Source organism: Stenotrophomonas acidaminiphila (assembly GCF_001431595.1).
GTDB classification, from domain to species: Bacteria; Pseudomonadota; Gammaproteobacteria; order Xanthomonadales; family Xanthomonadaceae; genus Stenotrophomonas; species Stenotrophomonas acidaminiphila.
Genome location: NZ_LDJO01000019.1, coordinates 51,697 through 74,109, shown reverse-complemented (window position 1 = coordinate 74,109; position 22,413 = coordinate 51,697). Strand labels below are relative to the sequence as shown.

Sequence of the window (22,413 nt, the reverse complement as noted above, 5' to 3'; positions counted from 1 at the left end):
CCAACCCCGGAACCCATCGCGCTTCCACGCGTCCCGCACACTTTGCCCGCGGGCGGAATCGCCGGTTCCCCGTCAGGAGTTCTGCAATGTCCCAGATCACCATGCGCCAGATGCTGGAAGCCGGCGTCCACTTCGGCCACCAGACCCGTTACTGGAACCCGAAGATGGCCCCGTACATCTTCGGCGCCCGCGGCAAGATCCACATCATCAACCTGGAAAAGACCGTCCCGCTGTTCAACGACGCGATGAACTTCATCTCGTCCGTTGCCCAGAAGCGCGGCACCATCCTGTTCCTGGGCACCAAGCGCAGCGCGCGCGATGCCATCAAGGAAGAGGCCGAGCGTTGCGGCATGCCGTTCATGAACCAGCGCTGGCTGGGCGGCACCCTGACCAACTTCCGCACCGTCAAGCAGTCGGTTGCCCGCCTGAAGGAACTGGAAGCCGGCGAAACCGACGGCACCTTCGAGCGCCTGGTCAAGCACGAAGTGCTGGGCCTGCGCCGCGAGCGCGACAAGCTGGAAGCCTCGCTGGGCGGCATCAAGGACATGAACCGCCTGCCCGACGCGATCTTCGTGATCGACATCGGCCATGAAGACATCGCCATCAAGGAAGCCAAGAAGCTCGGCATCCCGGTGATCGCCGTGGTCGACACCAACTACAACCCGGAACTGGTGGACTACGCCATCCCGGGCAACGACGACGCCATCCGCGCCGTGCAGCTGTACGCCCGCGCCGCCGCCGACGCCGTGCTGGAAGGCAAGGCTTCGGCCCCGAACGCCGCTTCGGTGCGCGAGGAAGAGTTCGCCGACGCCGCTGCCGCCGAAGAAGCCAAGCCGGCCCGCCGCGCTCCGGCCAAGAAGGGCGCCAAGAAGGGCGACGAGGCTTCGGCCTGATGCACACCCGGCGGGCGCCCGGCGCCCGCCTCCCCTGCAGCGACGCCCAGCGGCGCCGGCCACTGACAGGGCCACGTAACAACGGCCGGCGATCATCGCCGGCCTGCCCCTTTCTATCGTTGAGGTAATCCCATGGCTGAAATCACCGCTTCCCTGGTCAAGGAACTGCGCGAGCGCACCGGCGCCGGCATGATGGAATGCAAGAAGGCCCTGGCCGAAAACAACGGCGACATCGACGCCGCTGCCGAAGCCCTGCGCAAGTCCGGCGCCGCCAAGGCCGACAAGAAGGCCGACCGCGTCACCGCCGAAGGCCGCATCGGCGTCGCCGTGAACGGTGGCAAGGCCGTGCTGGTCGAAGTGAACTCGGAAACCGACTTCGTCGCCAACGACGTCAACTTCAAGGCATTCGTCGACGCCGTCGCCGCTGCCGCCCTGGCCTCCGGCGCCAGCGACATCGAGTCGCTGAAGTCGGCCAAGCTGGCTTCCGGCGAGACCGTCGAGGAATCCCGCACCGCCGCCATCCAGAAGCTGGGCGAGAACATCCAGATCCGCCGCCTGGCCAAGGTCGACGGCAACAACACCGTCGGTGCCTACGTGCACAGCAACGGCAAGATCGGCGTGCTGGTCGACCTGGCCGGCGGCAACGCCGAGCTGGCCAACGGCCTGGCCATGCACGTGGCCGCGATGAACCCGCCGCACAACAAGGCCGCCGACGTGCCGGCCGAGTTCGTGGCCAAGGAAAAGGAAATCGAGCTGGCCAAGATGAGCGAGAAGGACAAGGCCAAGCCGGCCGAGATCCTGGAGAAGATCATCAGCGGCAAGATCAACAAGATCATCAGCGAAGTCACCCTGTACGGCCAGAACTACGTGCTGGACAGCGACAAGACCGTCGAGCAGGCCGTGAAGGCCGCCGGTGGCGACGTCGTCGGCTTCCAGCGCCTGATGGTCGGCGAAGGCATCGAGAAGGTGGTCGAGGACTACGCCGCCGAAGTCGCCAAGGCGATGCAGGTCTGACCAGACCCCGATCCGGAACCCAGAAGAAGCCGCGGACTCCGCGGCTTCTTTTTTTCCGCCATCCGGGCCAACCCGGCTTTTCCTGTGGACTTCAAGTCCCTTTGCCCGATACTGTGACGCAAACATCCTTGTACCCGCCCCGCCTGTATCCTTGATGGCCTGCTGAACACCTCCCCGACATGTCCCCCGAGCTCAACGCAGCGCTGTCACTCTGCCGCAACCTGCCCTCGCCACCGGGCATCGCCATCCGCATCATCGAGCTGGCGCAGGACCCGGAGACCGACATCGCCACCGCGGCCGACGCCATCGCGATGGACATGGCATTGAGCGCGCGGATGCTGCGCATCGCCAACTCCCCGCTGTATGCCAGCCGGCGCCGCATCGAGAACCTCGGCCAGGCGCTGACCATGCTCGGACTGAACGCGACCCTGCAGCTGGCGCTCGGCTTCTCGCTGGCCAACGCGGTGGGCAAGGACGGCCTGGACCCGCGCCTGCTGGAGCGCATCTGGCGCCGCAGCGTGCTGTGTGCGCTGGCCGCGCGGTTCCTAGGCCTCGGCAGCGGAGTGCGCCGCGTCGAGGAACTGATGCTCGCCGGGCTGCTGCAGGACGTGGGCTCGCTGGCGCTGATGCAGGCCAGCCCGGACACCTACCCGGCACTGTTCGACAACGCCGCCAGCAACGAGGAGCTGCTGCTCCACGAGCGCGCGATCCTCGGCTGCAGCCATGCCGATGCCGGTGCCCAGCTGTGCGAACAGTGGCACCTGCCGCGCTATCTGGTCCAGGCCATCGCCAACAGCGAACCGCCGGCAGAACCGGAAGACCTGTTCCAGCGCTGCATCGCGCTGTCCGGCTGCGTGGCCGAGATCTGGCTGGCCGCCGACGCCGACGCCGCGCGCAGCCATGCGCTGCAGCGGGCCTACCGGGAGCTGGGCATGGACAGCCAGGGCTTCGAGCTGGTGCTGCAGCGGGTCAGCCAGATGCTGCCCGAGCTGTGCGCCCTGCTCGACGTGCCGGTGCCCAGTTCCGCGCGCCTGCGCTTCCTGCTCGACCATGCCGAGGAACTGAAGGAGCTGCGCAACCTGCGCGAACTGCAGGATGCCTCGGCCACCCGCCGGCGTGCCGACGATTTCGAACTGATGGCCCGGCGCCTGGCCGAGCAGGCGCACCTGGACGCCCTGACCGGGGTGCTCAACCGCCGGCACCTGGAGACCGTGCTGGAGCAGGAGTTCGCCCGCGCAGCGCACATGAACCGGCCCCTGTCGATCGCCTTCATCGACCTGGACGACTTCAAGAAGATCAACGACGCCCACGGCCACCTGGCCGGCGACCGGGTGCTGCAGTCGTTCGCATCGCACCTGCAGGAGCAGCTGCGCACCAGCGACACCGTCGCCCGTTTCGGCGGCGAGGAGTTCGTGGTGCTGTTCCCCGACACCAACGAACGCATCGCACTGGAAGTGGTGCGGCGGGTACTGGACACCATCGCGCAGACGCCGATGGCCGAGATCGAAGGCGCGCCGCTGCACGTCACTTTTTCCGCCGGCGTGGCCACCCATGGCGACTACGAGCGCTTCGCCAACGTGCAGGACCTGCTCAGGGCCGCCGACGACGTGCTGTACCGCTCCAAGAGCCTGGGCCGCAACCGGGTGATCGCCCGCGCCCCCGAGCCGCAACCGGCTTCCGGCTGAACACGGGCGGGCACAGAAGCGGAGTTCGTCATTGCAGTGCAACAAAAGCGCTGCCCGGCAGGCCTTCGATCCGTTAGAATTCCCGCGTTTTCCAGCCATCGAGGTCGCCCATGTCCCAGCTCGCCTACCAACGCATCCTTCTGAAGCTTTCCGGGGAGGCGCTGATGGGAGACGAGGACTACGGCATCGACCCCAAGGTCATCAACCGCCTGGCGCGCGAGGTCATCGAGGCGCAGCAGGCCGGCGCCGAGGTGGCGCTGGTCATCGGCGGAGGCAACATCTTCCGCGGTGCCGGCCTGGCCGCCGGCGGCATGGACCGCGTCACCGGCGACCAGATGGGCATGCTGGCCACGGTCATCAATGCGCTGGCCATGCAGGACGCGCTGGAGAAGCTCGGCGCCAAGGCGCGCGTGATGAGCGCGATCAAGATCAACGACGTGTGCGAGGACTACATCCGCCGCCGCGCCATCCGCCACCTGGAGAAGGGCCGGCTGGTGATCTTCGCCGCCGGCGTCGGCAGCCCGTTTTTCACCACCGACTCGGGTGCCGCGCTGCGCGCCATCGAGATCGGCGCCGACCTGCTGCTCAAGGCCACCAAGGTCGACGGTGTCTACGACAAGGACCCGAACAAGCATGCCGACGCGGTGCGCTACGACACCCTGAGCTACGACCAGGTGATCAGCCAGGGCCTGGAGGTCATGGACACCGCCGCCTTCGCCCTGGCCCGCGACAGCGACCTGCCACTGCGCGTGTTCGACATGGGCCAGCCCGGGGAACTGCTGAAGATCCTGCGCGGCGAGAACATCGGCACCCTGGTGCACGGCCGCGACGCCCACTGACCCCCGGCCCGCGATGCGGGCCATGCCGGCGGCCGCCGCGCGCGGCGCCACGCACCGGGCGCGCGGGGATCGGCCGCGCCCCGCTTCACGATTCCCGCCCGGCCAGCAGGGCTGTTCGCCTATAATCGGCCGGTTCCAGAAACATCCAGGATTCCGGCGATGATCAACGACATCAAGCAAGATGCGCAGGCGCGCATGGCCAAGAGCATCGACGCTCTGCGCCACACCCTCACCACCATCCGCACCGGCCGCGCGTCGCCGGCCCTGCTGGACGGCATCAAGGTCAAGGCCTACGGCACCGACACGCCGTTGAACCAGGTGGCCAGCATCAGCGTTTCCGAAGGCCGCTCGCTGGTCATCACCCTGTTCGACAAGAACATGATCAAGGAAGTGGAGAAGTCCATCTACGCTTCCGACCTGGGCCTGACCCCGACCACGGTGGGCACCACCATCCGCCTCAACCTGCCGCCGCTGACCGAGGAGCGCCGCAAGGAGCTGGCCAAGACCGTCAGCAAGGAAGGCGAGGACAGCAAGGTCGCCATCCGCAACGTCCGCCGCGACGCCAACCAGGAAGTGGCCAGGCTGCTCAAGGACAAGGCGATCACCGAGGACGAGGACCGTCGCGCGCAGGACGAGATCCAGAAGCTGACCGACAAGGCGATCAAGGACGTCGACGAAGTGGTCAAGCTCAAGGAACAGGAACTGATGGCAGTCTGACCGGTGCCTTCCGCCATGCCCAACGGCATGCCAGCACCCGGCTTGCCCGCGCACGTTGCCATCATCATGGATGGCAACGGCCGCTGGGCGCAGCAGCGGCGCCGCCCGCGCATGATCGGCCACCGCGCCGGTGCGCGCGCGGTCAACCGCACCATCGACTTCTGCCTGGAGCGCGGCATCGCCGCGCTCACGCTGTTCGCGTTCTCCAGCGAGAACTGGGGGCGGCCGCAGGAAGAAGTGGATGCACTGATGAAGCTGTTCCTCGGCGCGCTCGACCGCGAGGTGGACGAACTCGACCGCCGCGGCGTGCGCGTGCGCTTCATCGGCGAACGTTCGCGCTTTGCCGCCGGCATCGTCCAGCGCATGCAGCGGGCCGAACAGCGCACCGCCGGCAACGACGCCATGACCCTGAACGTGGCCGCCAGCTATGGCGGCCGCCAGGACATCGCCCATGCCGCGCGGCTGCTCGCCGAACAGGTCGCCGCCGGCGCCCTGCAGCCCGGACAGATCGATGAAGACCTGATCGGCCGCCACGTCGCGCTTGCCGACCTGCCGCCACCGGACCTGTTCATACGCACCGGCGGCGATACCCGCATCAGCAATTTCCTGCTGTGGCAGTTGGCGTATACCGAACTGTGGTTCACCGACGTGCTGTGGCCGGATGTCGACGCAGGCATCCTGCAGCAGGCCCTGGACGACTACGCGCGGCGCGAACGCCGCTATGGATTGACCAGCGCACAGGTCGCCGCGGCGGCCCCGGAGACCGTTTCCCCATGACCAAGACCCGAGTCATCGCCGCGCTGATCATGGCCCCGACGGCCATCTGCGCGATCCTGCTGCTGCCCCCGCAATGGCTGGCCGCCGCCGCCGCGCTGGTGTTCCTGACCGGGCTTTGGGAATGGTTCCGGATGGCCGGCGTGGACGGGCTGCCGCGTACCGTGCTGCTGGTGCTGAACCTGCTGCTGATGGTGCTGCTGGTATGGGCATCGGCCGGCAGCCTGGTGCTGTTCCAGCTGGCCTCGCTGATCGGGGTCGGCTTCTGGCTGCTCGCGCTGCTGTGGCTGCGCTTCTTCAACTTCGGCGCGCACGAGGAAAGCGCCGCGCGCATGCTCAAGCTGGCCGCGGGCACCCTGGCGGTGGTCCCGGCCTGGGCGGCGCTGGTGCTGATCCATGCCGGCGAGCCGCACGGCAACCGCTGGCTGCTGACCGCACTGGCGGTGGTATGGGCCGCCGATTCGGGCGCGTACTTCGCCGGGCGCGCGTTCGGCCGGCACAAGCTGGCGCCGCGGGTAAGCCCGAACAAGACCATCGAGGGCCTGCTGGGCGGGCTGGTCGCCGGTCTGGTCGTCGCCGTCGGCTTCGGCTGGCTGGCCGGCGTGCAGCCCGGCGCCATCGGCTGGCTGCTGCTGGTGGCCACGATCACGGTGCTGGCCTCGGTGCTCGGCGACCTGTTCGAAAGCCTGCTCAAGCGCCACGCCGGGTTCAAGGATTCGGGCAACGTGATCCCCGGCCACGGCGGCGTGCTCGACCGCATCGACGGGGTGCTTGCCGCGCTGCCGGTATTCGCGCTGGGCAAGGAAATCTTCGGCTTCTGACATGTCCGCCAACCCGCTTCCCAACCAGGCCGGCCCGCGACGGGTCGCGATCCTGGGCGCCACCGGCTCGATCGGCAGCTCGGCACTGGACGTCATCGCCCGCCACCCGGGGCAGATGCGCGCCAGCGTGCTGGCCGCCGGCAACAACGTCGACGCGCTGATCGCACTGTGCCGGAGCCACCGCCCCGAGCACGCCGCCATCGCCGATCCGGCACTGTACGAGCGCCTGCGCGACGGGTTGCGCGATGCCGGCCTGGCGACCGCGGCCCACGCCGGCGCCGCGGCCATCGACGCGCTTGCCGCCGGCGACGCCTGCGACACCGTGGTGGCCGCCATCGTCGGCGCGGCCGGGCTGTCCTCGACGCTCGCCGCCGCCCGCGCCGGCAAGCGCCTGCTGCTGGCCAACAAGGAATCGCTGGTGCTGGCCGGCGAACTGCTGACCCGCGAAGCGGCGGCGGCCGGTGCGGAAATCATCCCGATCGACAGCGAACACAACGCCATCTTCCAGTGCCTGCGCTCGCGCGATGCCAGCGTCGAGGGCGCGGGCGTGCGGCGCATCCTGCTCACCGCGTCCGGCGGCCCGTTCCGCGGCCGCAGCCGCGCCGAGCTGGAGGCGGTGACCCCGGCACAGGCGGTGGCGCACCCGAAATGGTCGATGGGGCCGAAGATCTCGGTCGATTCGGCCACGCTGATGAACAAGGGCCTGGAGGTGATCGAGGCCCACCACCTGTTCGGGGTGCCGGGTGCGCGCATCGACGTACTGGTGCACCCGCAGAGCCTGGTGCACTCGCTGGTCGAGTTCATCGACGGCTCCACCCTGGCCCAGCTCGGCCTGCCGGACATGCGCACCACCCTGGCGGTGGGCCTGGGCTGGCCGCGGCGCGTCGAATCGGGCGTGGCCGGGCTCGACCTGCTGGCCCAGGGCCGGCTCGATTTCGAGGCACCCGACCTGGACGCTTTCCCCTGCCTGCGCCTGGCCTGGCAGGCCATGGAGGCCGGCGGCAGCGCCCCGGCGATCCTGAACGCCGCCAACGAAGTTGCCGTTTCAGCCTTTCTTCAGGGCCGCATAGGCTTCCTGTCGATCCCCGCGCTGGTGGAACATGCGCTGTCCACACTGCCTTACATGGCTGCCGATACACTGGACGCCCTGCTGGCGGCCGACGCCCGGTCCCGCCAGGTCACCTCCACCGCCATCGCCCGCCTGCCCCATGCCTGACCCCGTCTTCCATCCGAGCCACGCCCATGGCTGACTTCCTCGGTTCCGTGTGGTGGATGATCGTCAGCCTCGGCGTGCTGGTGACCTTCCACGAATTCGGCCATTACTGGGTGGCGCGGCGCTGCGGGGTGAAGGTGCTGCGCTTCTCGGTCGGCTTCGGCCGCCCGCTGTGGAGCCGCCGCAACCGCAACGGCACCGAATTCGCCATCGCCGCCATTCCCCTGGGCGGCTACGTGAAGATGCTCGACGAGCGCGAGGTCGAAGTGCCGGCCGGCGAGCGTGCCGTGGCCTTCAACAACAAGAGCGTGTGGCAGCGCATCGCGATCGTGGCTGCCGGACCGGCCGCCAACCTGCTGCTGTGCATCGCCCTGCTGTGGGCGATGTTCGTGATCGGCCGCCAGGACTACTCGGCCACCCTCGGCCGCAGCGCCGGCATGGCCGCGGCCGCCGGACTCGAGGCCGGCGACCGCATCATCGACATCGACGGCCGCACGGTCGCGACCTGGGCCGAGGCCAGCATGGCCCTGACCACCGCCGCCATGGACCGTCAGGACGCCCGCGTCCGGGTGCTCGACGCGCTCGACACCCCGCGTACCCGGGTGCTGCCGCTGTCCACCCTGCCCGCCGGGTTCGACGAGCGCACGGTGCCGCAGCAGGCCGGCCTGGCCTGGCAGTTCCAGCTGCAGCCGGCACAGGTCGACTCGGTCACCGAAGACTCGGCCGCCAGCGGCCACCTGCAGCGCGGCGACCTGATCCTGGCCGTCGACGGCCAGCGCGTGGAAAGCGCCGACCAGGTCGCGCCGCTGGTGCAGCAGCTGGGCGAGCGCGGCGGCCCGGGCATGATCGAGGTCGAGCGCGACGGCCAGCGCCTGGCCCTGGAAGTGCTGCCGCGCAAGGCGCAAGGCGGGGCGGGCGACGGCCGCTGGCTGCTGGGCGTGGGCTTCGTCAGCGGCCAGGCACCGGCCTACGATGCGCGCCAGCAGTATGGTCCGCTGGCGGCACTGCCGGCCGCGGTGCGCGAGAGCGGCCGCCTGGCCAGCGACTCGCTGGGCATGATGCGGCGGATGCTGACCGGCCACGCCTCGGTCAAGAACATTTCCGGCCCGATCACCATCGCCCGCGTCGCCAATGCCTCGGCCGAGCGCGGGGTGGACTGGTTCCTGTACTTCCTGGCCCTGCTGTCGCTGAGCCTGTGCATCATCAACCTGCTGCCGATCCCGATCTTGGACGGCGGTCACCTGCTGTATTACCTTATCGAGTTGCTCAAGGGGAGCCCACTGAGCGAACGCGCCATGGCCGCCGGGCAATATGTCGGCCTGGCGCTGCTGGCCGGGCTGATGGGGCTGGCGTTCTACAACGACATCCTCGGGCTGTTCCCAAGATGAACTTTTTCCCGCTGACGTCGTCATACGCCGGCACCCACGCAACAATGAAATCGACTCCAACCGGACGTGACATGACGCGACTTCCCAATCGCCGCCTGCTTGCCCTCGCCCTCGCCGCCGGTCTGGCCGCGCCCGCGCTCGCACAGGCAGCCGAGCCCTTCACCGCCAGCGACATCCGCGTGGACGGCCTGCAGCGCATCTCATCCGGCACCGTCTTCACCTACCTGCCGGTGGAACGCGGCGACCGCGTCGACGACGCCAAGGTCGGCGAGACCATCCGCGCCCTGTACAAGACCGGCTTCTTCGAGGACGTGCAGCTGGACCGCCAGGGCGACATCCTGGTGGTCACGGTCAAGGAACGCCCGGCGATCAACAAGCTCACGGTCACCGGCAACAAGGACATCAAGAGCGAGCAGCTGCTCAAGGGCCTGGCCGACATCGGCCTGAACGAGGGCGGCACCTTCGACCGCCTGAGCCTGGACCGCGTGACCCAGGAGCTGCGCCGCCAGTACAACGACCGCGGCAAGTACAACGTCGAGATCACCCCCACGGTGAGCCCGCTGGACCGCAACCGCGTGGACGTGGCCATCGCGGTCAAGGAAGGCAAGGCGGCCAAGATCCGCCACGTCAACCTGGTCGGCACCGAGAAGTTCGAGTCCGAGGACATCCTCGATACCTGGGAATCCAAGGAGCACAACTGGGCTTCGTGGTACCGCCGCGACGACCAGTACTCCAAGGAAAAGCTGTCCGGCGACCTGGAGAAGCTCAACTCCTGGTACCTGGACCGCGGCTACGTCGATTTCAGCGTCGATTCCACTCAGGTCTCGATCAGCCCCGACAAGCGCGACATGTTCATCACCGCCGGGGTGACCGAGGGCGAGCAGTACAAGATCTCCGAGATCAAGGTCACCGGCGACACCATCCTGCCGCAGGAAGACGTCGAGCGCATGGTGTTCCAGAAGGCCGGCGACACGTTCTCGCGCGGCCTGCTGGAGTTCAGCGCCGACGCGATCACCAATACCCTGTCCAACGTCGGCTACGCCTTCGCCAAGGTCAACCCGATCCCGACCAGCAACCGCGCCGAACGCACGGTGGCGGTCAACATGCAGGTGGTGCCGGGCCCGCGCGTGTCGGTGCGGCGCATCGTGTTCAAGGGCAATACCCGCACCGCCGACGAGGTGCTGCGCCGCGAAATGCGCCAGTTCGAGAACGCCTGGTACTCGCAGGCCGCCATCGACCGCTCCAAGATCCGCCTGCAGCGCCTGGGCTATTTCGAATCGGTCGACGTCGAGACCTCGCCGGTCACCGGCAGCAACGACCAGGTCGACGTGGTCTACAACGTCAAGGAAACCACCTCCGGCAGCTTCGTGTTCGGCCTGGGCTATTCGCAGTCCTACGGCATGACCACCTCGGTGCAGCTGTCGCAGAACAACTTCCTGGGCGGCGGCAACCGCGTGTCGGTCGAGGCCTCGCGCAGCAGCTACCTGCAGCGCTACGGCTTCTCGTACATGAACCCGTACTTCACCGACGACGGCGTCTCGCTGGGCTACAACCTGTCCTGGCGCGAGCTGGACTACTCGGACTTCAACACCGCCCAGTACAACAGCACCAACGGCTCGGCGCAGATGATCTTCGGCGTGCCGATCACCGAGAACGACAGCTTCTCGCTGATGTTCGGCATCGACAGCAACCAGATCACCACGTACCCGACCTACACCCCGCAGTCGATCATCGACTACATCGACGCGATGGGCACGCGCACCTTCCACTCCTGGCGTACCGAACTGGGCTGGGCGCGCGACACCCGCAACGACTATTTCATGCCGACCCGCGGCACCTACCAGCGCCTGGGCCTGGAAGCCACGCTGCCCGGCTCCACCGCCGAGTACTACAAGCTCAGCTACCAGATCTCCAAGTACTGGCCGATCATGCCGTCGCTGGTGATCAACACCCGCGTCGAGTTCGGCTACGGCGACTCGTACGGCAACGACAAGGTGCGCGACATCTGCTGGTTCGAGACGCCTGCGGTCCCCGGCATTCCGGCCGATGGCGACAAGCCGGCCGTCCCGGGCACGCCAGGCACCACCGAAGTGGTGGACTGCGCCACCAACCCCACCGCCAAGCACCGCCAGGTGAAGGCGTCGGGGCTGCCGTTCTTCGAGAACTTCTACGCCGGCGGCACCAACTCGGTGCGTGGCTTCCGCGACAACACCCTGGGCCCGCGCTCGGAGATCATCGGTGGCTACTACCGCGGCCAGCCGCTGGGTGGCTCGCTGAAGACGGTCGGCTCGGTCGAGGCATACTTCCCGAAGCTGTTCGACAGCCCGTCGGCGCGCGTATCGGCCTTCCTCGACTTCGGCAACGTCTACAACGGAACCGACAACTTCGACGCGGGCGAGCTGCGTGCCTCGGCCGGTGTCGCGCTGCTGTGGCGCGCCCCGGTCGGCCCGATCTCGATCAGCTATGCCTTCCCGCTCAAGAAGAAGGAAGGCGACGAGATCGAGCGCCTGCAGTTCACCTTCGGCGGGCAGTTCTAAGGCGCTGCCCGCGCACCCGGGGGCAATGCCCCGGGTACCCGTCGGTCCGCCATGGCGGACCGGTGGGTCGCGCCCCCGCCTTCCGATTCCCCCCGCCTTCGGCGCGCCCCCTTTCACCAAAGGGGGCTTTCCTCCAGAACGGTCCGGCCGCCGCCCGCACCCCACGCGGACTCTTGGCTGCCGCCGCATGACCGCGCCACTTCCAGACGCTAAACTCCCGGCGTGAATACTCCGACCCATACCGCACAGGACCTCGCCGACCGTTTCGGGCTGCAGGTGCACGGCGATCCGTCCACCGTCATCCACGGCGTGGCCACGCTGGCCCATGCCGGCCCCGGGCAGCTGACCTTCCTGGCCAATCCGCGCTACCGCGCGCAGCTGGCCGAGAGCAGGGCGGCCATCGTCGTGCTGCGCGCCGATGACGCCGAGGCCGCCCCGGGCACCGCCCTGGTCGCCAAGGACCCCTACACCACTTTCGCCAAGATCGGCGCGCTGTTCGAGACGGTGCCGCTGCGCGAGGCCGGCATCCATCCCAGCGCGGTGATCGACCCGTCCGCGCAGGTGGCCGCCAGCGCCCACGTCGGCCCGTTCGTCAGCATCGGCGCGCGCAGCGTGGTCGGCGAGAACTGCATCGTCGGCGCCGGCAGCATCATCGGCGAGGACTGCTCGCTGGACGCCGGCTGCGAACTGATCGCCCGCGTCACCCTGGTCACCCGCGTGCGCCTCGGCAAGCGCGTGCGCATCCATCCAGGTGCCGTGCTCGGTGCCGACGGCTTCGGCCTGGCGATGGATGCCGGCCACTGGATCAAGGTGCCGCAGCTGGGTGGCGTGCGCATCGGCGACGACTGCGAGATCGGCGCCAACACCTGCGTGGACCGCGGCGCGCTGGAAGACACCGTACTGGAAGAAGACGTGCGCCTGGACAACCTGGTGCAGATCGCCCACAACTGCCATATCGGCGCACACAGCGCGATCGCCGGCTGCACCGGCATCGCCGGCAGCGCCCGGATCGGCCGCTACTGCCTGCTCGGCGGCGCGGTCGGCGTGGTCGGGCACCTGGAAATCTGCGACCACGTCGTCGTCACCGGCAAGTCGGTCGTGCGCAACTCCATTACCGAACCGGGCGAGTATTCGTCCGGCACCCCATTGACCGACAACCGCACGTGGCGCAAGAACGCCGCGCGCTTCAAGCAGCTGGACAGCCTGGCGCGCCGGGTCCTGGCTGTGAGCAAGGAGAAGGAATGAACTCACCGCTGCCGTTGCCCATCGACGTCAACACGATCCGCACGCTGATCCCGCACCGCTATCCGTTCCTGCTGGTGGACAAGGTGGTCGCGCTGGACACCGAGGCAAGGACGATCGTCGCGCACAAGAACGTCACCATCAACGAGCCGTTCTTCCAGGGACACTTCCCTTCCCAGCCGATCATGCCGGGCGTGCTGATCATCGAGGCGCTGGCGCAGGCCGGCGGCGTGCTGACCCAGCTGAGCCTGGGCCGTGACGCGCAGTCCAAGCTGTTCTACCTGGTCAAGGTGGACAACGTGCGCTTCATGAAGCAGGTGGTGCCCGGCGACGTGCTGGAGCTGCACGTGCAGGTCAAGCGCGTTATCCGCAACATGGCCGTCTACTACGGCGAGGCCAAGGTGGACGGCGAAGTGGTGGCGCATGCCGAGGTGCTGTGCGCCGGCACCCGCGAATGATCCCGACCGGAGCCCGCGCATGAATGACAGCGCCCCCCTGATCCACCCCACCGCGGTCATCGACCCGTCGGCGCGGCTGGCCGACGACGTCCGCGTGGGCGCGTTCAGCCTGATCGGCGCCGAGGTCGAGATCGGCGCCGGTACCGTGGTCGGCCCCCATTGCAGCATCCACGGCCCGACCCGCATCGGCCGCGACAACCGCTTCATCGGCCACGCCGCCATCGGCGGCGAGCCGCAGGACAAGAAATACGCCGGCGAACGCACCGAACTGGTGATCGGCGACCGCAACGTGTTCCGCGAGTTCGTCACCGTCAACCGCGGCACCGGCGGCGGCGGCGGCGTCACCCGCATCGGCAACGACAACTGGCTGCTGGCCTACACCCATGTCGCCCACGACTGCGATGTCGCCGACCACTGCGTGTTCTCCAACAACACCACCCTGGCCGGCCACGTCAGCGTCGGCAACTGGGTGATCATCAGCGGCTTCGCCGGTGCCCACCAGTTCTGCCGCATCGGCGACCACGCCTTCCTCGGCATGGGTGCGCTGGTGACCGGCGACATCCCGCCGTTCACCATGGTCGGCATCGACGGCCACGGCCGTCCGCGCGGCATCAACAGCGAAGGCCTCAAGCGCCGCGGCTTCGACCCCGCGCGCATCGGCGCCATCAAGCGCGCCTACCGCACCCTGTACGTGGCCGGCATTCCGCTGGCCGAGGCCAAGCAGCAGCTGGCCGAGCAGGCCCGGGACAGCGACGACGTCCGGCAGATGCTGGACTTCATCGAACACGCGGACCGTCCGCTGCAGCGATGAGTGCCGAAGGCAGCACCGTGAACGGGCACGCAGGGCCCGGGGACGGCGGCGCGGCGGCCATCGCCGCCGCGCGCGCGCGCGTGGGCCGCGGCCCGCGCATCGCGCTGGTGGCCGGGGAAACCTCCGGCGACCAGCTCGGCGCCGGCCTGATCGCCGAACTGCGCCAGCGTTTCCCCGATGCCGAATTCGCCGGTATCGGCGGTGACGCCATGCGTGGCGCCGGCTGCCAGACCTGGTTCGATGCCAGCGAGCTGGCGTTGATGGGCCTGGCCGAGATCCTGCGCCACCTGCCGCGCCTGCTGAAACTGCGCCGCGCCTTCCGCGAGCGCGTGCTCGACTGGCGCCCGGACGTGTTCATCGGCATCGACGCGCCCGATTTCAACCTTGGCGTCGAGCGCTGGCTCAAGCAGCGCGGCATCCGCACGGTGCACTACGTCAGCCCCTCGGTCTGGGCCTGGCGCGAGAAGCGTGCCGAGAAGATCGGCGGCAGCGCCGACATGGTGCTGTGCCTGTTCCCGATGGAACCCCCGATCTACGCGCGCCATGGCGTCGACGCACGCTTCGTCGGCCACCCCATGGCCGATGCGATCCCGCTGGACAGCGACCGTGCCGATGCCCGCACCCGGCTGGCGCTGCCGGCCACCGCGCCGGTGCTGGCGGTGTTGCCGGGCAGCCGTCTGGGCGAGGTCGGCCGGCTCGGCCCGGCCTTCTTCGAGGCCGCCTGGCAGGTGGCCGAGCGCATGCCCGGGCTGCATATCGTGGTACCGGCAGCCAATGCCCGCTGCCGGCAGCTGCTCGACCAGCAGATCGCCGCCTCGGCGCTGCCGGCCGCGCGCCTGCACGTGCTCGACGGCCAGGCCCGCGACGCGCTGACCGCCGCCGACGTGGTGCTGCTGGCGTCGGGTACCGCCACCCTGGAGACCATGCTGGTCAAGCGGCCGATGGTGGTCGGCTACCGCGTGTCGGAACTGACCTACCGCATCGCCCGGGCGCTGAAACTGGTCAAGGTCGACCGCTACGCCCTGCCCAACGTGCTGGCCGGGCGCGACCTGGCGCCGGAACTGATCCAGCACGACTGCACGCCGGACCGGCTGGCCACGGCCGTACTGCGGTGGTTCCAGCACCCCGGCCACGTGCCGGGGCTGCAGGACGACTACCGGCGCCTGCACCTGCAGTTGCGCCAGGACGCCTCGGCCCGCGCCGCCGACGCGGTGGCATCGCTGCTGGCGCGATCGGCATGAGCCGGCACGCGGCCGCAACGCTGGCCCTGTTCGACGACGGCCTGCTGGCCGCCCGCCAGGGCCCGCGCCTGACCGCCGGCGTGGACGAGGCCGGACGCGGTCCGCTGGCCGGCCCGGTGGCGGTGGCTGCGGTGGTGTTCGACCCGCAGCGGCCGCGCATCAACGGCCTGGACGACTCCAAGGCGCTCACCGCCGCGCGCCGCGAACAGCTCTTCGAGCGTGTCGTCGAACGCGCCCTGGCCTACAGCATCGTGCTGGTGGACGTGGCCGAGATCGACGACATCAATATCTTCCAGGCCACGATGCAGGGCATGCGCCGGGCCGTGCAGGGCGTGGCCCATGTGGCGCAGTTCGCGCGCATCGACGGCAACAAGGTGCCCAAGGGCCTGCCGTGCCCGGCCGAAGCGCTGGTCGGCGGCGACGCCATCGACCGCGCGATCATGGCCGCCTCGATCCTGGCCAAGGTCAGCCGCGACCGCTACATGCTGGACCTGCACCTGCGCCATCCCGAATACGGCTTCGACCAGCACAAGGGCTACGGCACCCCGGCCCACCTGGCCGCACTGCGCACGCACGGCCCCTGCCCCGAGCACCGGCGCAGTTTCGCGCCGGTCCGCGACGCGCTGGCCCTGGCGTAGCCCCTGCCCGCGGGCGCATTCGCCGCCCGTCAAGCCTTGTCCGCTCCGCCCCCCGCCGCTACCCTGCCCTTTCACCGCAGTGATCCGGCATGAGCACTCCCCGCTTCGTCCACCTCCACGTCCACACCGAATTCTCGATGGTGGACTCCACCATCCGCGTCCCGGCCAAGCCGGACCAGGCCGATCCGAAGAAGGCCAAGCAGGCCAACCTCCTCAGCCGTTCGGTGGAAATGCAGGCGCCGGCGCTTGCGGTCACCGACCTGAACAACATGTTCGCGCTGGTGAAGTTCTACAAGGCCGCCGAAGGCGTGGGCATCAAGCCCATCGCCGGTGCCGACGTGCTGATCGCCGAGGATGGCCACGACCCGTGGCGCATGACCCTGTTGTGCCGCGACCGCGACGGCTACCTGAGCCTGTCGCGCCTGCTCAGCCGGGCCTGGCTGGAAGGCCATCGCCCCGAGGGCGGCGTCGCCGTCCACCCGCAATGGCTGAAGGACGGTTGCCACAACCTGTTCGCGCTGGCCGGGCGCCAGAGCCTGGCCGGACGCCTGGCCGGCGAAGGCCGCCATGACCTGGCCGAACAGCAGCTGGCCGACTGGCAGCGCGTGTTCGGCGATGGCCTGCACCTGGAGCTGACCCGCACCGGCCGCGACGGCGAGGAAGCGTTCAACCAGTTCGCGCTGATGGCCGCCGGCCAGCGCGGCCTGCCGGTGATCGCCAGCAACGACGTGCGCTTCCTGTCGCCGCAGGACTTCGACGCGCACGAGGCACGGGTGTGCATCTCCACCGGCCGGGTGCTCGACGACCCCAAGCGCCCGCGCGAGTACAGCCGCGAGCAGTACCTGAAATCGCCGCAGCAGATGTGCGAGCTGTTCGCCGACATCCCCGACGCCATCGACAACACGCTGGCGCTGGCGCAGCGCTGCAACGTCGAGATGCGGCTGGGTACCTACTTCCTGCCCAACTACCCGGTGCCCGACGACGAGACCCTGGACACCTGGATCCAGAAGCAGTCGCGCGAAGGCCTGGAAGAACGCCTGCAGAAGAACCCGCTGGCGCCGGGCAAGACCCGCGAGGACTATTTCGAGCGGCTCGAATTCGAGCTCGACACCATCATCAAGATGGGCTTCCCCGGCTACTTCCTGATCGTGGCCGACTTCATCCAGTGGGGCAAGAACCAGGGCATCCCGATCGGCCCGGGCCGCGGCTCGGGCGCCGGCTCGCTGGTGGCGTGGGCGCTGAAGATCACCGACCTGGACCCGCTGCCGTACAACCTGCTGTTCGAGCGCTTCCTCAACCCGGAACGCGTGTCGATGCCCGACTTCGACATCGACTTCTGCATGGACCGCCGCGACGAGGTGATCGACTACGTCGCGCGCAAGTACGGCCGCGAGCGGGTCAGCCAGATCATCACCTACGGCACCATGGCGGCCAAGGCGGTGGTGCGCGACTCCGGGCGCGTGCTCGGCTTCCCGTACGGCCTGGTCGACGGCGTGTCCAAGCTGATCCCCAACATCCTCGGCATCGGCCTGAAGGACGCGCTGGGCAAGGGCAAGGAAGGGCCGGATTCGGAAATGGCCTCGGCCGAGCTGATCCAGCGCTACCAGAGCGAGGACGACGTCCGCGACCTGATCGACCTGGCGCTGCAGCTGGAAGACCTGACCCGCAACGCCGGCAAGCACGCCGGCGGCGTGGTGATCGGGCCCGAGCCGCTGTCCGAGTTCTGCCCGCTGTACGCCGAACACGACGAAGGCAGCCTGGGCAAGAACCCGGTCACCCAGTTCGACAAGAACGACGTGGAGGAAGTGGGCCTGGTGAAGTTCGACTTCCTCGGCCTGCGCACGCTGACCATCATCGACTGGGCGGTGAAGGCGATCAACCGGCGCCACGAACGCGCCGGCATCCCGCCGGTAGACATCGCCGCGATCCCGCTCGACGACGCGCCCACCTACAAGGACATCTTCGCCAACGGCAACACCGGCGCGGTGTTCCAGTTCGAATCCTCGGGCATGCGCCGGCTGCTGAAGGACGCGCGCCCGGACCGCTTCGAGGACCTGATCGCGCTGGTGTCGCTGTACCGCCCCGGCCCGATGGACCTGATCCCCTCGTTCAACGCGCGCAAGCACGGCCAGGAAGAGATCATCTATCCCGATCCGCGCACCGAAGCCATCCTGAAGGACACCTACGGCATCATGGTGTACCAGGAGCAGGTGATGCAGATGGCGCAGATCGTCGGCGGCTACTCGCTGGGCGGCGCCGACCTGCTGCGCCGCGCGATGGGCAAGAAGGTGCCGGCGGAGATGGCCAAGCACCGCGAGATCTTCCGCGAAGGCGCGGCCAAGGGCGGCGTCGACGGCCCCAAGGCCGACGAGATCTTCGACCTGATGGAGAAGTTCGCCGGCTACGGCTTCAACAAGTCGCACGCCGCCGCCTACGCCCTGGTCAGCTACCAGACCGCCTGGCTCAAGCGCCACTACCCGGCCGAGTTCATGGCCGCGACGCTGTCCTCGGACATGGACAACACCGACAAGGTGGTCGGCTTCCTGGCCGAGGTACGCAACCTCGGCCTGCGCGTGGAGCCGCCACGGGTCAACGAATCGGCCTACATGTTCGAGGCGTCCTCGGCCGACACCATCCGTTACGGACTGGGCGCGATCAAGGGCGTCGGCCAGGGCGCCTGCGAAGCAGTGGTGGCCGAGCGCCTGCGCGGCGGCGAGTACGGCTCGCTGCTGGATTTCTGCGCGCGGGTGGAATCGGCCAAGCTCAACCGGCGCACCCTGGAGGCGATGATCCAGTGCGGCGCGCTCGACGGCCTGGGCCGCAACCGCGCTTCGCTGATGCTGCAGCTGCCCGAGGTGCTCAAGGCCACCGACCAGATGGCGCGCGAGAAGGCATCGGGCCAGAACTCACTGTTCGGCGCGCCCGACCCGGTCAACGCCGCCGCGCAGCTGGACCTGCCGGAAAGCCGCGAATGGCCGGTGGCGCAGCTGCTGGGCGGCGAGCGCGAGACGCTGGGCTTCTACCTCAGCGGCCATCCGTTCGACCCGTATGCCGAGGACGTCAAGGAACTGGTCGGCACCGACCTGGGCGCGCTGGACAAGCTGGTGGCGCCGGCACCGCCACCGCGCGACGGCGAAAAGCGCGGCTGGCGCCAGGAAGCGCAGGTGATCCTGGCCGGCATGGTCGTGGGCATGCGCCGCAAGGGCGACAGCCAGGTGTTCGTGCAGCTGGAGGACGGCAAGGGCCGGGTCGAGTGCAGCGCCTTCTCCGATGGCCTGGCCGAATTCGGCCACCTGATGACCAAGGACCGCATCCTGGTGGTCAAGGGCGGCCTGCGCGAGGACGAATTCAACGGTGGCTATGCCCTGCGCATCCGCCAGTGCTGGGATTTCGAGCAGCTGTGCGCCGACCACGCGGTGCGCCTGTCGCTGCGCGTGGACGGCCGCGGCGGCCCCATCTGGCAGCGCATCGAGCCGCTGCTGGCCACGCACCGCCCCGGGCGCACGCCGATCCGCCTGGACCTGCTGCTGAAGGGCAGGGACGGCGGTGTCGCCGGCATGCTCGACCTCGGCGGCGCCGGTGCGGTGCGGGTCAGCACGCAACTGCTCGACGCCCTGCGCGAGGACCCCGCGGTACGCCGCGTCAAGCTCGCCTACAGCCCGCCCTGGGCCAGCTGAAGGTCCGGACGGCCGCGTACGGGTGCGCCCGACGCGTTCGGCTACACTTCCCCACTTTCATTCAAGACGGTTTCCGATGAACCCGAATTACCTCGACTTCGAGCAGCCCATCGCCGATCTGGAAGCCAAGATCCAGGAGCTGCGCAGCGCCAGCGCCGGCCCGGCGGTCAATGTCGAGGCCGAGGTCCGGGCGCTGGAGGACAAGCTGCGCCTGCGTACCGCGCAGATCTTCCGCAACCTCTCCTCCTGGCAGGTGCTGCAGGTCGCGCGCCACCCCTCGCGCCCCTACACCATGGACTACATCGGCATCTTCTGCGACGAATTCCAGGAACTGGCCGGCGACCGTGCCTTCGCCGACGACAAGGCCATCGTCGGCGGACTGGCCCGCATCGGCGGCCGCCCGGTGATGCTGATCGGCCACCAGAAGGGCCGCGACACCAAGGAAAAGATCAAGCGCAACTTCGGCATGCCCAAGCCCGAGGGCTACCGCAAGGCGCTGCGCCTGATGAAGATGGCCGAGCGCTTCGGGCTGCCGGTACTGACCCTGATCGACACCGCCGGCGCCTGGCCGGGCATCGACGCAGAGGAACGCGGCCAGTCCGAGGCCATCGCCCGCAACCTGATGGAAATGGCCGAGCTCAAGGTGCCGGTCATCTGTACCGTGATCGGCGAGGGCGGCTCCGGCGGCGCGCTGGCGCTGGGCGTGGGCGACCGCACCGTGATGCTGGAATACAGCGTCTATTCGACCATCAGCCCGGAAGGCTGCGCCTCGATCCTGTGGAAGGACGCCGGCAAGAACAAGGAAGCGGCCGAGCAGCTGGGCATGACCGCGCCGCGGCTGAAGCAGATGGGCCTGATCGACAAGCTCGTGCGCGAGCCGATCGGCGGCGCCCACCGCAACCCGAAGCAGATGGGCCGGCGCCTGAAGGCGGTCCTGCTCAACGAACTGGACGCGCTGGAAAAGCTGCCGGTCGACGAGCTGCTGGCCAGGCGCTATGCGCGACTGCGCGGCTATGGCGCCTACGAGGCCGCGTAAGCCTGCTGCGGCATGGCACTGGAAAAAGGCCGGCATCCGCCGGCCTTTTTCGTTTCCAGTGCGGTGCGCATGCCGGCAGGCGGGTCAGAACGGCTTGGCCAGCACCAGGTAGACGATGGCGATGAACAGCACCAGCGGCAGCTCGTTGAACCAGCGCAGCGCGCGCGACGACGGCAGCGCGCGGCCGCTGTCCACGCCCTTGAGCCAGCGCCCGGTGAAGATGAAGTACACCAGCAGCAGCGCGACCAGGCCGAGCTTGGCATGCAGCCAGCCGGCGGCGCCGGGGGCGACCATGGTCGGGAAATCCGGCAGCACCCGGTAACCCAGCCACAGCACCAGGCCGAGTACGAAGGCCAGGCCGAACATCACGTGGCCGAAACGGTACAGGCGCCGGCCCATCAGCTGCAGGCGTTGCCCGACCTGCGCCTGCCCGGCCGCCTCGGCGATGTTGACCAGGATCCGCGGCAGGTAGAACACCGCGGCCATCCACGCCACCACGAACACGATGTGGAAGGTCTTCACCCAGAAATACGACTGCATGCACTGGCTCCATCGGCGGCGTAGGATGGCCGCATTTTCGCCCATCCGCCGCCGACACGCACATGCAGGAAAAGCAATACGACGCCGCCTATTTCCACCACTGGTACCGCCGCGACGACATCGGCGGCCCGGCGCGGCTGGCACGCAAGGTGCACCTGGCCGTGGCCACCGCCGAGTACTACCTGGAGCGTCCGATCCGCAGCGTGCTCGACATCGGCTGCGGCGAAGGTGCGTGGCGTGCACCGCTGCTCAAGCTGCGGCCGAGGCTGCAGTACATGGGCTTCGATGGCAGCGAATACGCCGTGCAGCGCTACGGCCGCACCCGCAACCTGCACCTGGCGCGCTTCGGCGATTTCCAATGGCTGCGCCCGTGCGCGCCGGTCGACCTGCTGGTCTGCGCCGACGTCATGCACTACGTGCCCAGCCGCGAACTGCGCCAGGGCCTGCCCGGGCTGGCTGAGCTGTGCGGCGGCGTGGCGTTCCTGGAAACCTTCACCGCCGAGGACGCGTTCCATGGCGATCACCAGGGATTCCAGTCGCGCCCGGCGCGCTGGTACCGCCGCCAGCTGGCGCAGGCCGGTTTCCGCGCGGCCGGCTCGCACTGCTGGCTGGGCCCGCACTGCGCCGACGTGGTGGCCGCATTGGAGAGCGGCGGCTGAGCCCGCGACACGCCATCGCGCCGCGCTGTCGCCCCACGGTCTGCGCCGCGGACCGCCGGGCCCGTCTTTCGCCTGCCACACCCCGCGCCTTTCGGCGCGCCCCCTGACTCAGGGGCTTTTCTCCAGACACTCTCCGCAGGTACGGGGCGATGCCGCCCGGCAGGTCCAGGGAAGCCCCCGATCCGCACAACGGGCGGATCCCACCGGCGCCACATCCGTCATTCTCCGCT

The 22,413-nt window shown here is 68.9% G+C and carries 19 protein-coding genes; 18 read left to right on the top strand and 1 reads right to left on the bottom strand.

Translation table 11 applies throughout. The features are described 5' to 3' along the window. Positions 1-86: 86 nt before the first annotated feature. The 17 genes from rpsB to ABB33_RS05760 all read left to right on the top strand — a co-directional run bounded on the left by rpsB (position 87) and on the right by ABB33_RS05760 (position 20,984). Positions 87-893 carry a 30S ribosomal protein S2 gene (rpsB, locus tag ABB33_RS05840; protein WP_054666816.1) on the top strand — a complete coding sequence of 269 codons (807 nt, stop codon included), beginning with the start codon at positions 87-89 and terminating at the stop codon, positions 891-893. A 132-nt stretch (positions 894-1,025) separates the two neighbouring features. Continuing rightward, entirely contained in the window at positions 1,026-1,907 is an 882-nt protein-coding gene (gene tsf, locus ABB33_RS05835; protein WP_056931468.1) for a translation elongation factor Ts, read from the top strand. A 179-nt stretch (positions 1,908-2,086) separates the two neighbouring features. Continuing rightward, entirely contained in the window at positions 2,087-3,592 is a 1,506-nt protein-coding gene (locus tag ABB33_RS05830; RefSeq protein WP_056931467.1) for a GGDEF domain-containing protein, read from the top strand. Between the two features lie 110 nt (positions 3,593-3,702). Beyond that, the gene (gene pyrH / locus ABB33_RS05825) at positions 3,703-4,431 is read left to right on the top strand and encodes a UMP kinase (RefSeq protein ID WP_054666822.1); all 729 of its coding nucleotides are present in this window, start codon (positions 3,703-3,705) and stop codon (positions 4,429-4,431) included. A gap of 159 nt (positions 4,432-4,590) precedes the next feature. Beyond that, complete coding sequence (gene frr / locus ABB33_RS05820) at positions 4,591-5,148, top strand: ribosome recycling factor (RefSeq protein WP_054666826.1); 558 nt, start codon at positions 4,591-4,593, stop codon at positions 5,146-5,148. Positions 5,149-5,175: 27 nt separating this feature from the next. Next, positions 5,176-5,925 (top strand): polyprenyl diphosphate synthase, encoded by a 750-nt coding sequence (gene uppS, locus ABB33_RS05815; RefSeq protein WP_054668728.1) that lies wholly within the window; start codon positions 5,176-5,178, stop codon positions 5,923-5,925. After that, positions 5,922-6,743, top strand: a complete 822-nt coding sequence (locus ABB33_RS05810; RefSeq protein ID WP_054666828.1) for a phosphatidate cytidylyltransferase — start codon at positions 5,922-5,924, stop codon at positions 6,741-6,743. Before uppS ends, ABB33_RS05810 begins: the two co-directional genes overlap by 4 nt. A gap of 1 nt (position 6,744) precedes the next feature. Continuing rightward, positions 6,745-7,959, top strand: a complete 1,215-nt coding sequence (locus ABB33_RS05805) for a 1-deoxy-D-xylulose-5-phosphate reductoisomerase (RefSeq protein WP_056931466.1) — start codon at positions 6,745-6,747, stop codon at positions 7,957-7,959. Positions 7,960-7,985: 26 nt separating this feature from the next. Further along, entirely contained in the window at positions 7,986-9,344 is a 1,359-nt protein-coding gene (rseP, locus tag ABB33_RS05800) for an RIP metalloprotease RseP (RefSeq protein ID WP_056931465.1), read from the top strand. 71 nt (positions 9,345-9,415) lie between these two features. Further along, positions 9,416-11,881, top strand: coding sequence for an outer membrane protein assembly factor BamA (gene bamA / locus ABB33_RS05795; RefSeq protein WP_056931464.1), 2,466 nt, complete (start codon positions 9,416-9,418; stop codon positions 11,879-11,881). 222 nt (positions 11,882-12,103) lie between these two features. Then, complete coding sequence (lpxD, locus tag ABB33_RS05790; RefSeq protein WP_056931463.1) at positions 12,104-13,126, top strand: UDP-3-O-(3-hydroxymyristoyl)glucosamine N-acyltransferase; 1,023 nt, start codon at positions 12,104-12,106, stop codon at positions 13,124-13,126. Beyond that, a complete protein-coding gene (fabZ, locus tag ABB33_RS05785) occupies positions 13,123-13,581 on the top strand; it encodes a 3-hydroxyacyl-ACP dehydratase FabZ (protein ID WP_054666837.1) in 459 nt (152 codons plus the stop codon). Before lpxD ends, fabZ begins: the two co-directional genes overlap by 4 nt. A 19-nt stretch (positions 13,582-13,600) precedes the next feature. Beyond that, entirely contained in the window at positions 13,601-14,392 is a 792-nt protein-coding gene (gene lpxA / locus ABB33_RS05780; RefSeq protein ID WP_054666839.1) for an acyl-ACP--UDP-N-acetylglucosamine O-acyltransferase, read from the top strand. 17 nt (positions 14,393-14,409) lie between these two features. Further along, the gene (gene lpxB, locus ABB33_RS05775) at positions 14,410-15,633 is read left to right on the top strand and encodes a lipid-A-disaccharide synthase (RefSeq protein WP_380610524.1); all 1,224 of its coding nucleotides are present in this window, start codon (positions 14,410-14,412) and stop codon (positions 15,631-15,633) included. Next, the gene (locus ABB33_RS05770) at positions 15,630-16,271 is read left to right on the top strand and encodes a ribonuclease HII (protein ID WP_056931461.1); all 642 of its coding nucleotides are present in this window, start codon (positions 15,630-15,632) and stop codon (positions 16,269-16,271) included. Before lpxB ends, ABB33_RS05770 begins: the two co-directional genes overlap by 4 nt. A gap of 89 nt (positions 16,272-16,360) precedes the next feature. Further along, positions 16,361-19,948 (top strand): DNA polymerase III subunit alpha, encoded by a 3,588-nt coding sequence (gene dnaE / locus ABB33_RS05765; RefSeq protein WP_056931460.1) that lies wholly within the window; start codon positions 16,361-16,363, stop codon positions 19,946-19,948. Positions 19,949-20,024: 76 nt separating this feature from the next. Then, complete coding sequence (locus ABB33_RS05760) at positions 20,025-20,984, top strand: acetyl-CoA carboxylase carboxyltransferase subunit alpha (RefSeq protein ID WP_056931459.1); 960 nt, start codon at positions 20,025-20,027, stop codon at positions 20,982-20,984. Between the two features lie 84 nt (positions 20,985-21,068). On the opposite strand, the gene ABB33_RS05755 is transcribed toward ABB33_RS05760, so the two are convergent. Beyond that, complete coding sequence (locus ABB33_RS05755) at positions 21,069-21,524, bottom strand: CopD family protein (RefSeq protein ID WP_054666849.1); 456 nt, start codon at positions 21,522-21,524, stop codon at positions 21,069-21,071. A 62-nt stretch (positions 21,525-21,586) separates the two neighbouring features. Between ABB33_RS05755 and ABB33_RS05750 the strand changes: the two genes are divergently transcribed. After that, a complete protein-coding gene (locus tag ABB33_RS05750) occupies positions 21,587-22,183 on the top strand; it encodes a class I SAM-dependent DNA methyltransferase (RefSeq protein WP_056931458.1) in 597 nt (198 codons plus the stop codon). Positions 22,184-22,413 lie beyond the last annotated feature (230 nt).

Excerpts from the sequence above, each read along its gene's own strand:
- rpsB (WP_054666816.1), top strand. The coding sequence starts at position 87 with ATGTCCCAGATCACCATGCGCCAGATGCTGGAAGCCGGCGTCCACTTC.
- tsf (WP_056931468.1), top strand. The coding sequence starts at position 1,026 with ATGGCTGAAATCACCGCTTCCCTGGTCAAGGAACTGCGCGAGCGCACC.
- ABB33_RS05830 (WP_056931467.1), top strand. The coding sequence starts at position 2,087 with ATGTCCCCCGAGCTCAACGCAGCGCTGTCACTCTGCCGCAACCTGCCC.
- pyrH (WP_054666822.1), top strand. The coding sequence starts at position 3,703 with ATGTCCCAGCTCGCCTACCAACGCATCCTTCTGAAGCTTTCCGGGGAG.
- frr (WP_054666826.1), top strand. The coding sequence starts at position 4,591 with ATGATCAACGACATCAAGCAAGATGCGCAGGCGCGCATGGCCAAGAGC.
- uppS (WP_054668728.1), top strand. The coding sequence starts at position 5,176 with ATGCCAGCACCCGGCTTGCCCGCGCACGTTGCCATCATCATGGATGGC.
- ABB33_RS05810 (WP_054666828.1), top strand. The coding sequence starts at position 5,922 with ATGACCAAGACCCGAGTCATCGCCGCGCTGATCATGGCCCCGACGGCC.
- ABB33_RS05805 (WP_056931466.1), top strand. The coding sequence starts at position 6,745 with ATGTCCGCCAACCCGCTTCCCAACCAGGCCGGCCCGCGACGGGTCGCG.
- rseP (WP_056931465.1), top strand. The coding sequence starts at position 7,986 with ATGGCTGACTTCCTCGGTTCCGTGTGGTGGATGATCGTCAGCCTCGGC.
- bamA (WP_056931464.1), top strand. The coding sequence starts at position 9,416 with ATGACGCGACTTCCCAATCGCCGCCTGCTTGCCCTCGCCCTCGCCGCC.
- fabZ (WP_054666837.1), top strand. The coding sequence starts at position 13,123 with ATGAACTCACCGCTGCCGTTGCCCATCGACGTCAACACGATCCGCACG.
- lpxA (WP_054666839.1), top strand. The coding sequence starts at position 13,601 with ATGAATGACAGCGCCCCCCTGATCCACCCCACCGCGGTCATCGACCCG.
- ABB33_RS05770 (WP_056931461.1), top strand. The coding sequence starts at position 15,630 with ATGAGCCGGCACGCGGCCGCAACGCTGGCCCTGTTCGACGACGGCCTG.
- dnaE (WP_056931460.1), top strand. The coding sequence starts at position 16,361 with ATGAGCACTCCCCGCTTCGTCCACCTCCACGTCCACACCGAATTCTCG.
- ABB33_RS05760 (WP_056931459.1), top strand. The coding sequence starts at position 20,025 with ATGAACCCGAATTACCTCGACTTCGAGCAGCCCATCGCCGATCTGGAA.
- ABB33_RS05755 (WP_054666849.1), bottom strand. The coding sequence starts at position 21,524 with ATGCAGTCGTATTTCTGGGTGAAGACCTTCCACATCGTGTTCGTGGTG.
- ABB33_RS05750 (WP_056931458.1), top strand. The coding sequence starts at position 21,587 with ATGCAGGAAAAGCAATACGACGCCGCCTATTTCCACCACTGGTACCGC.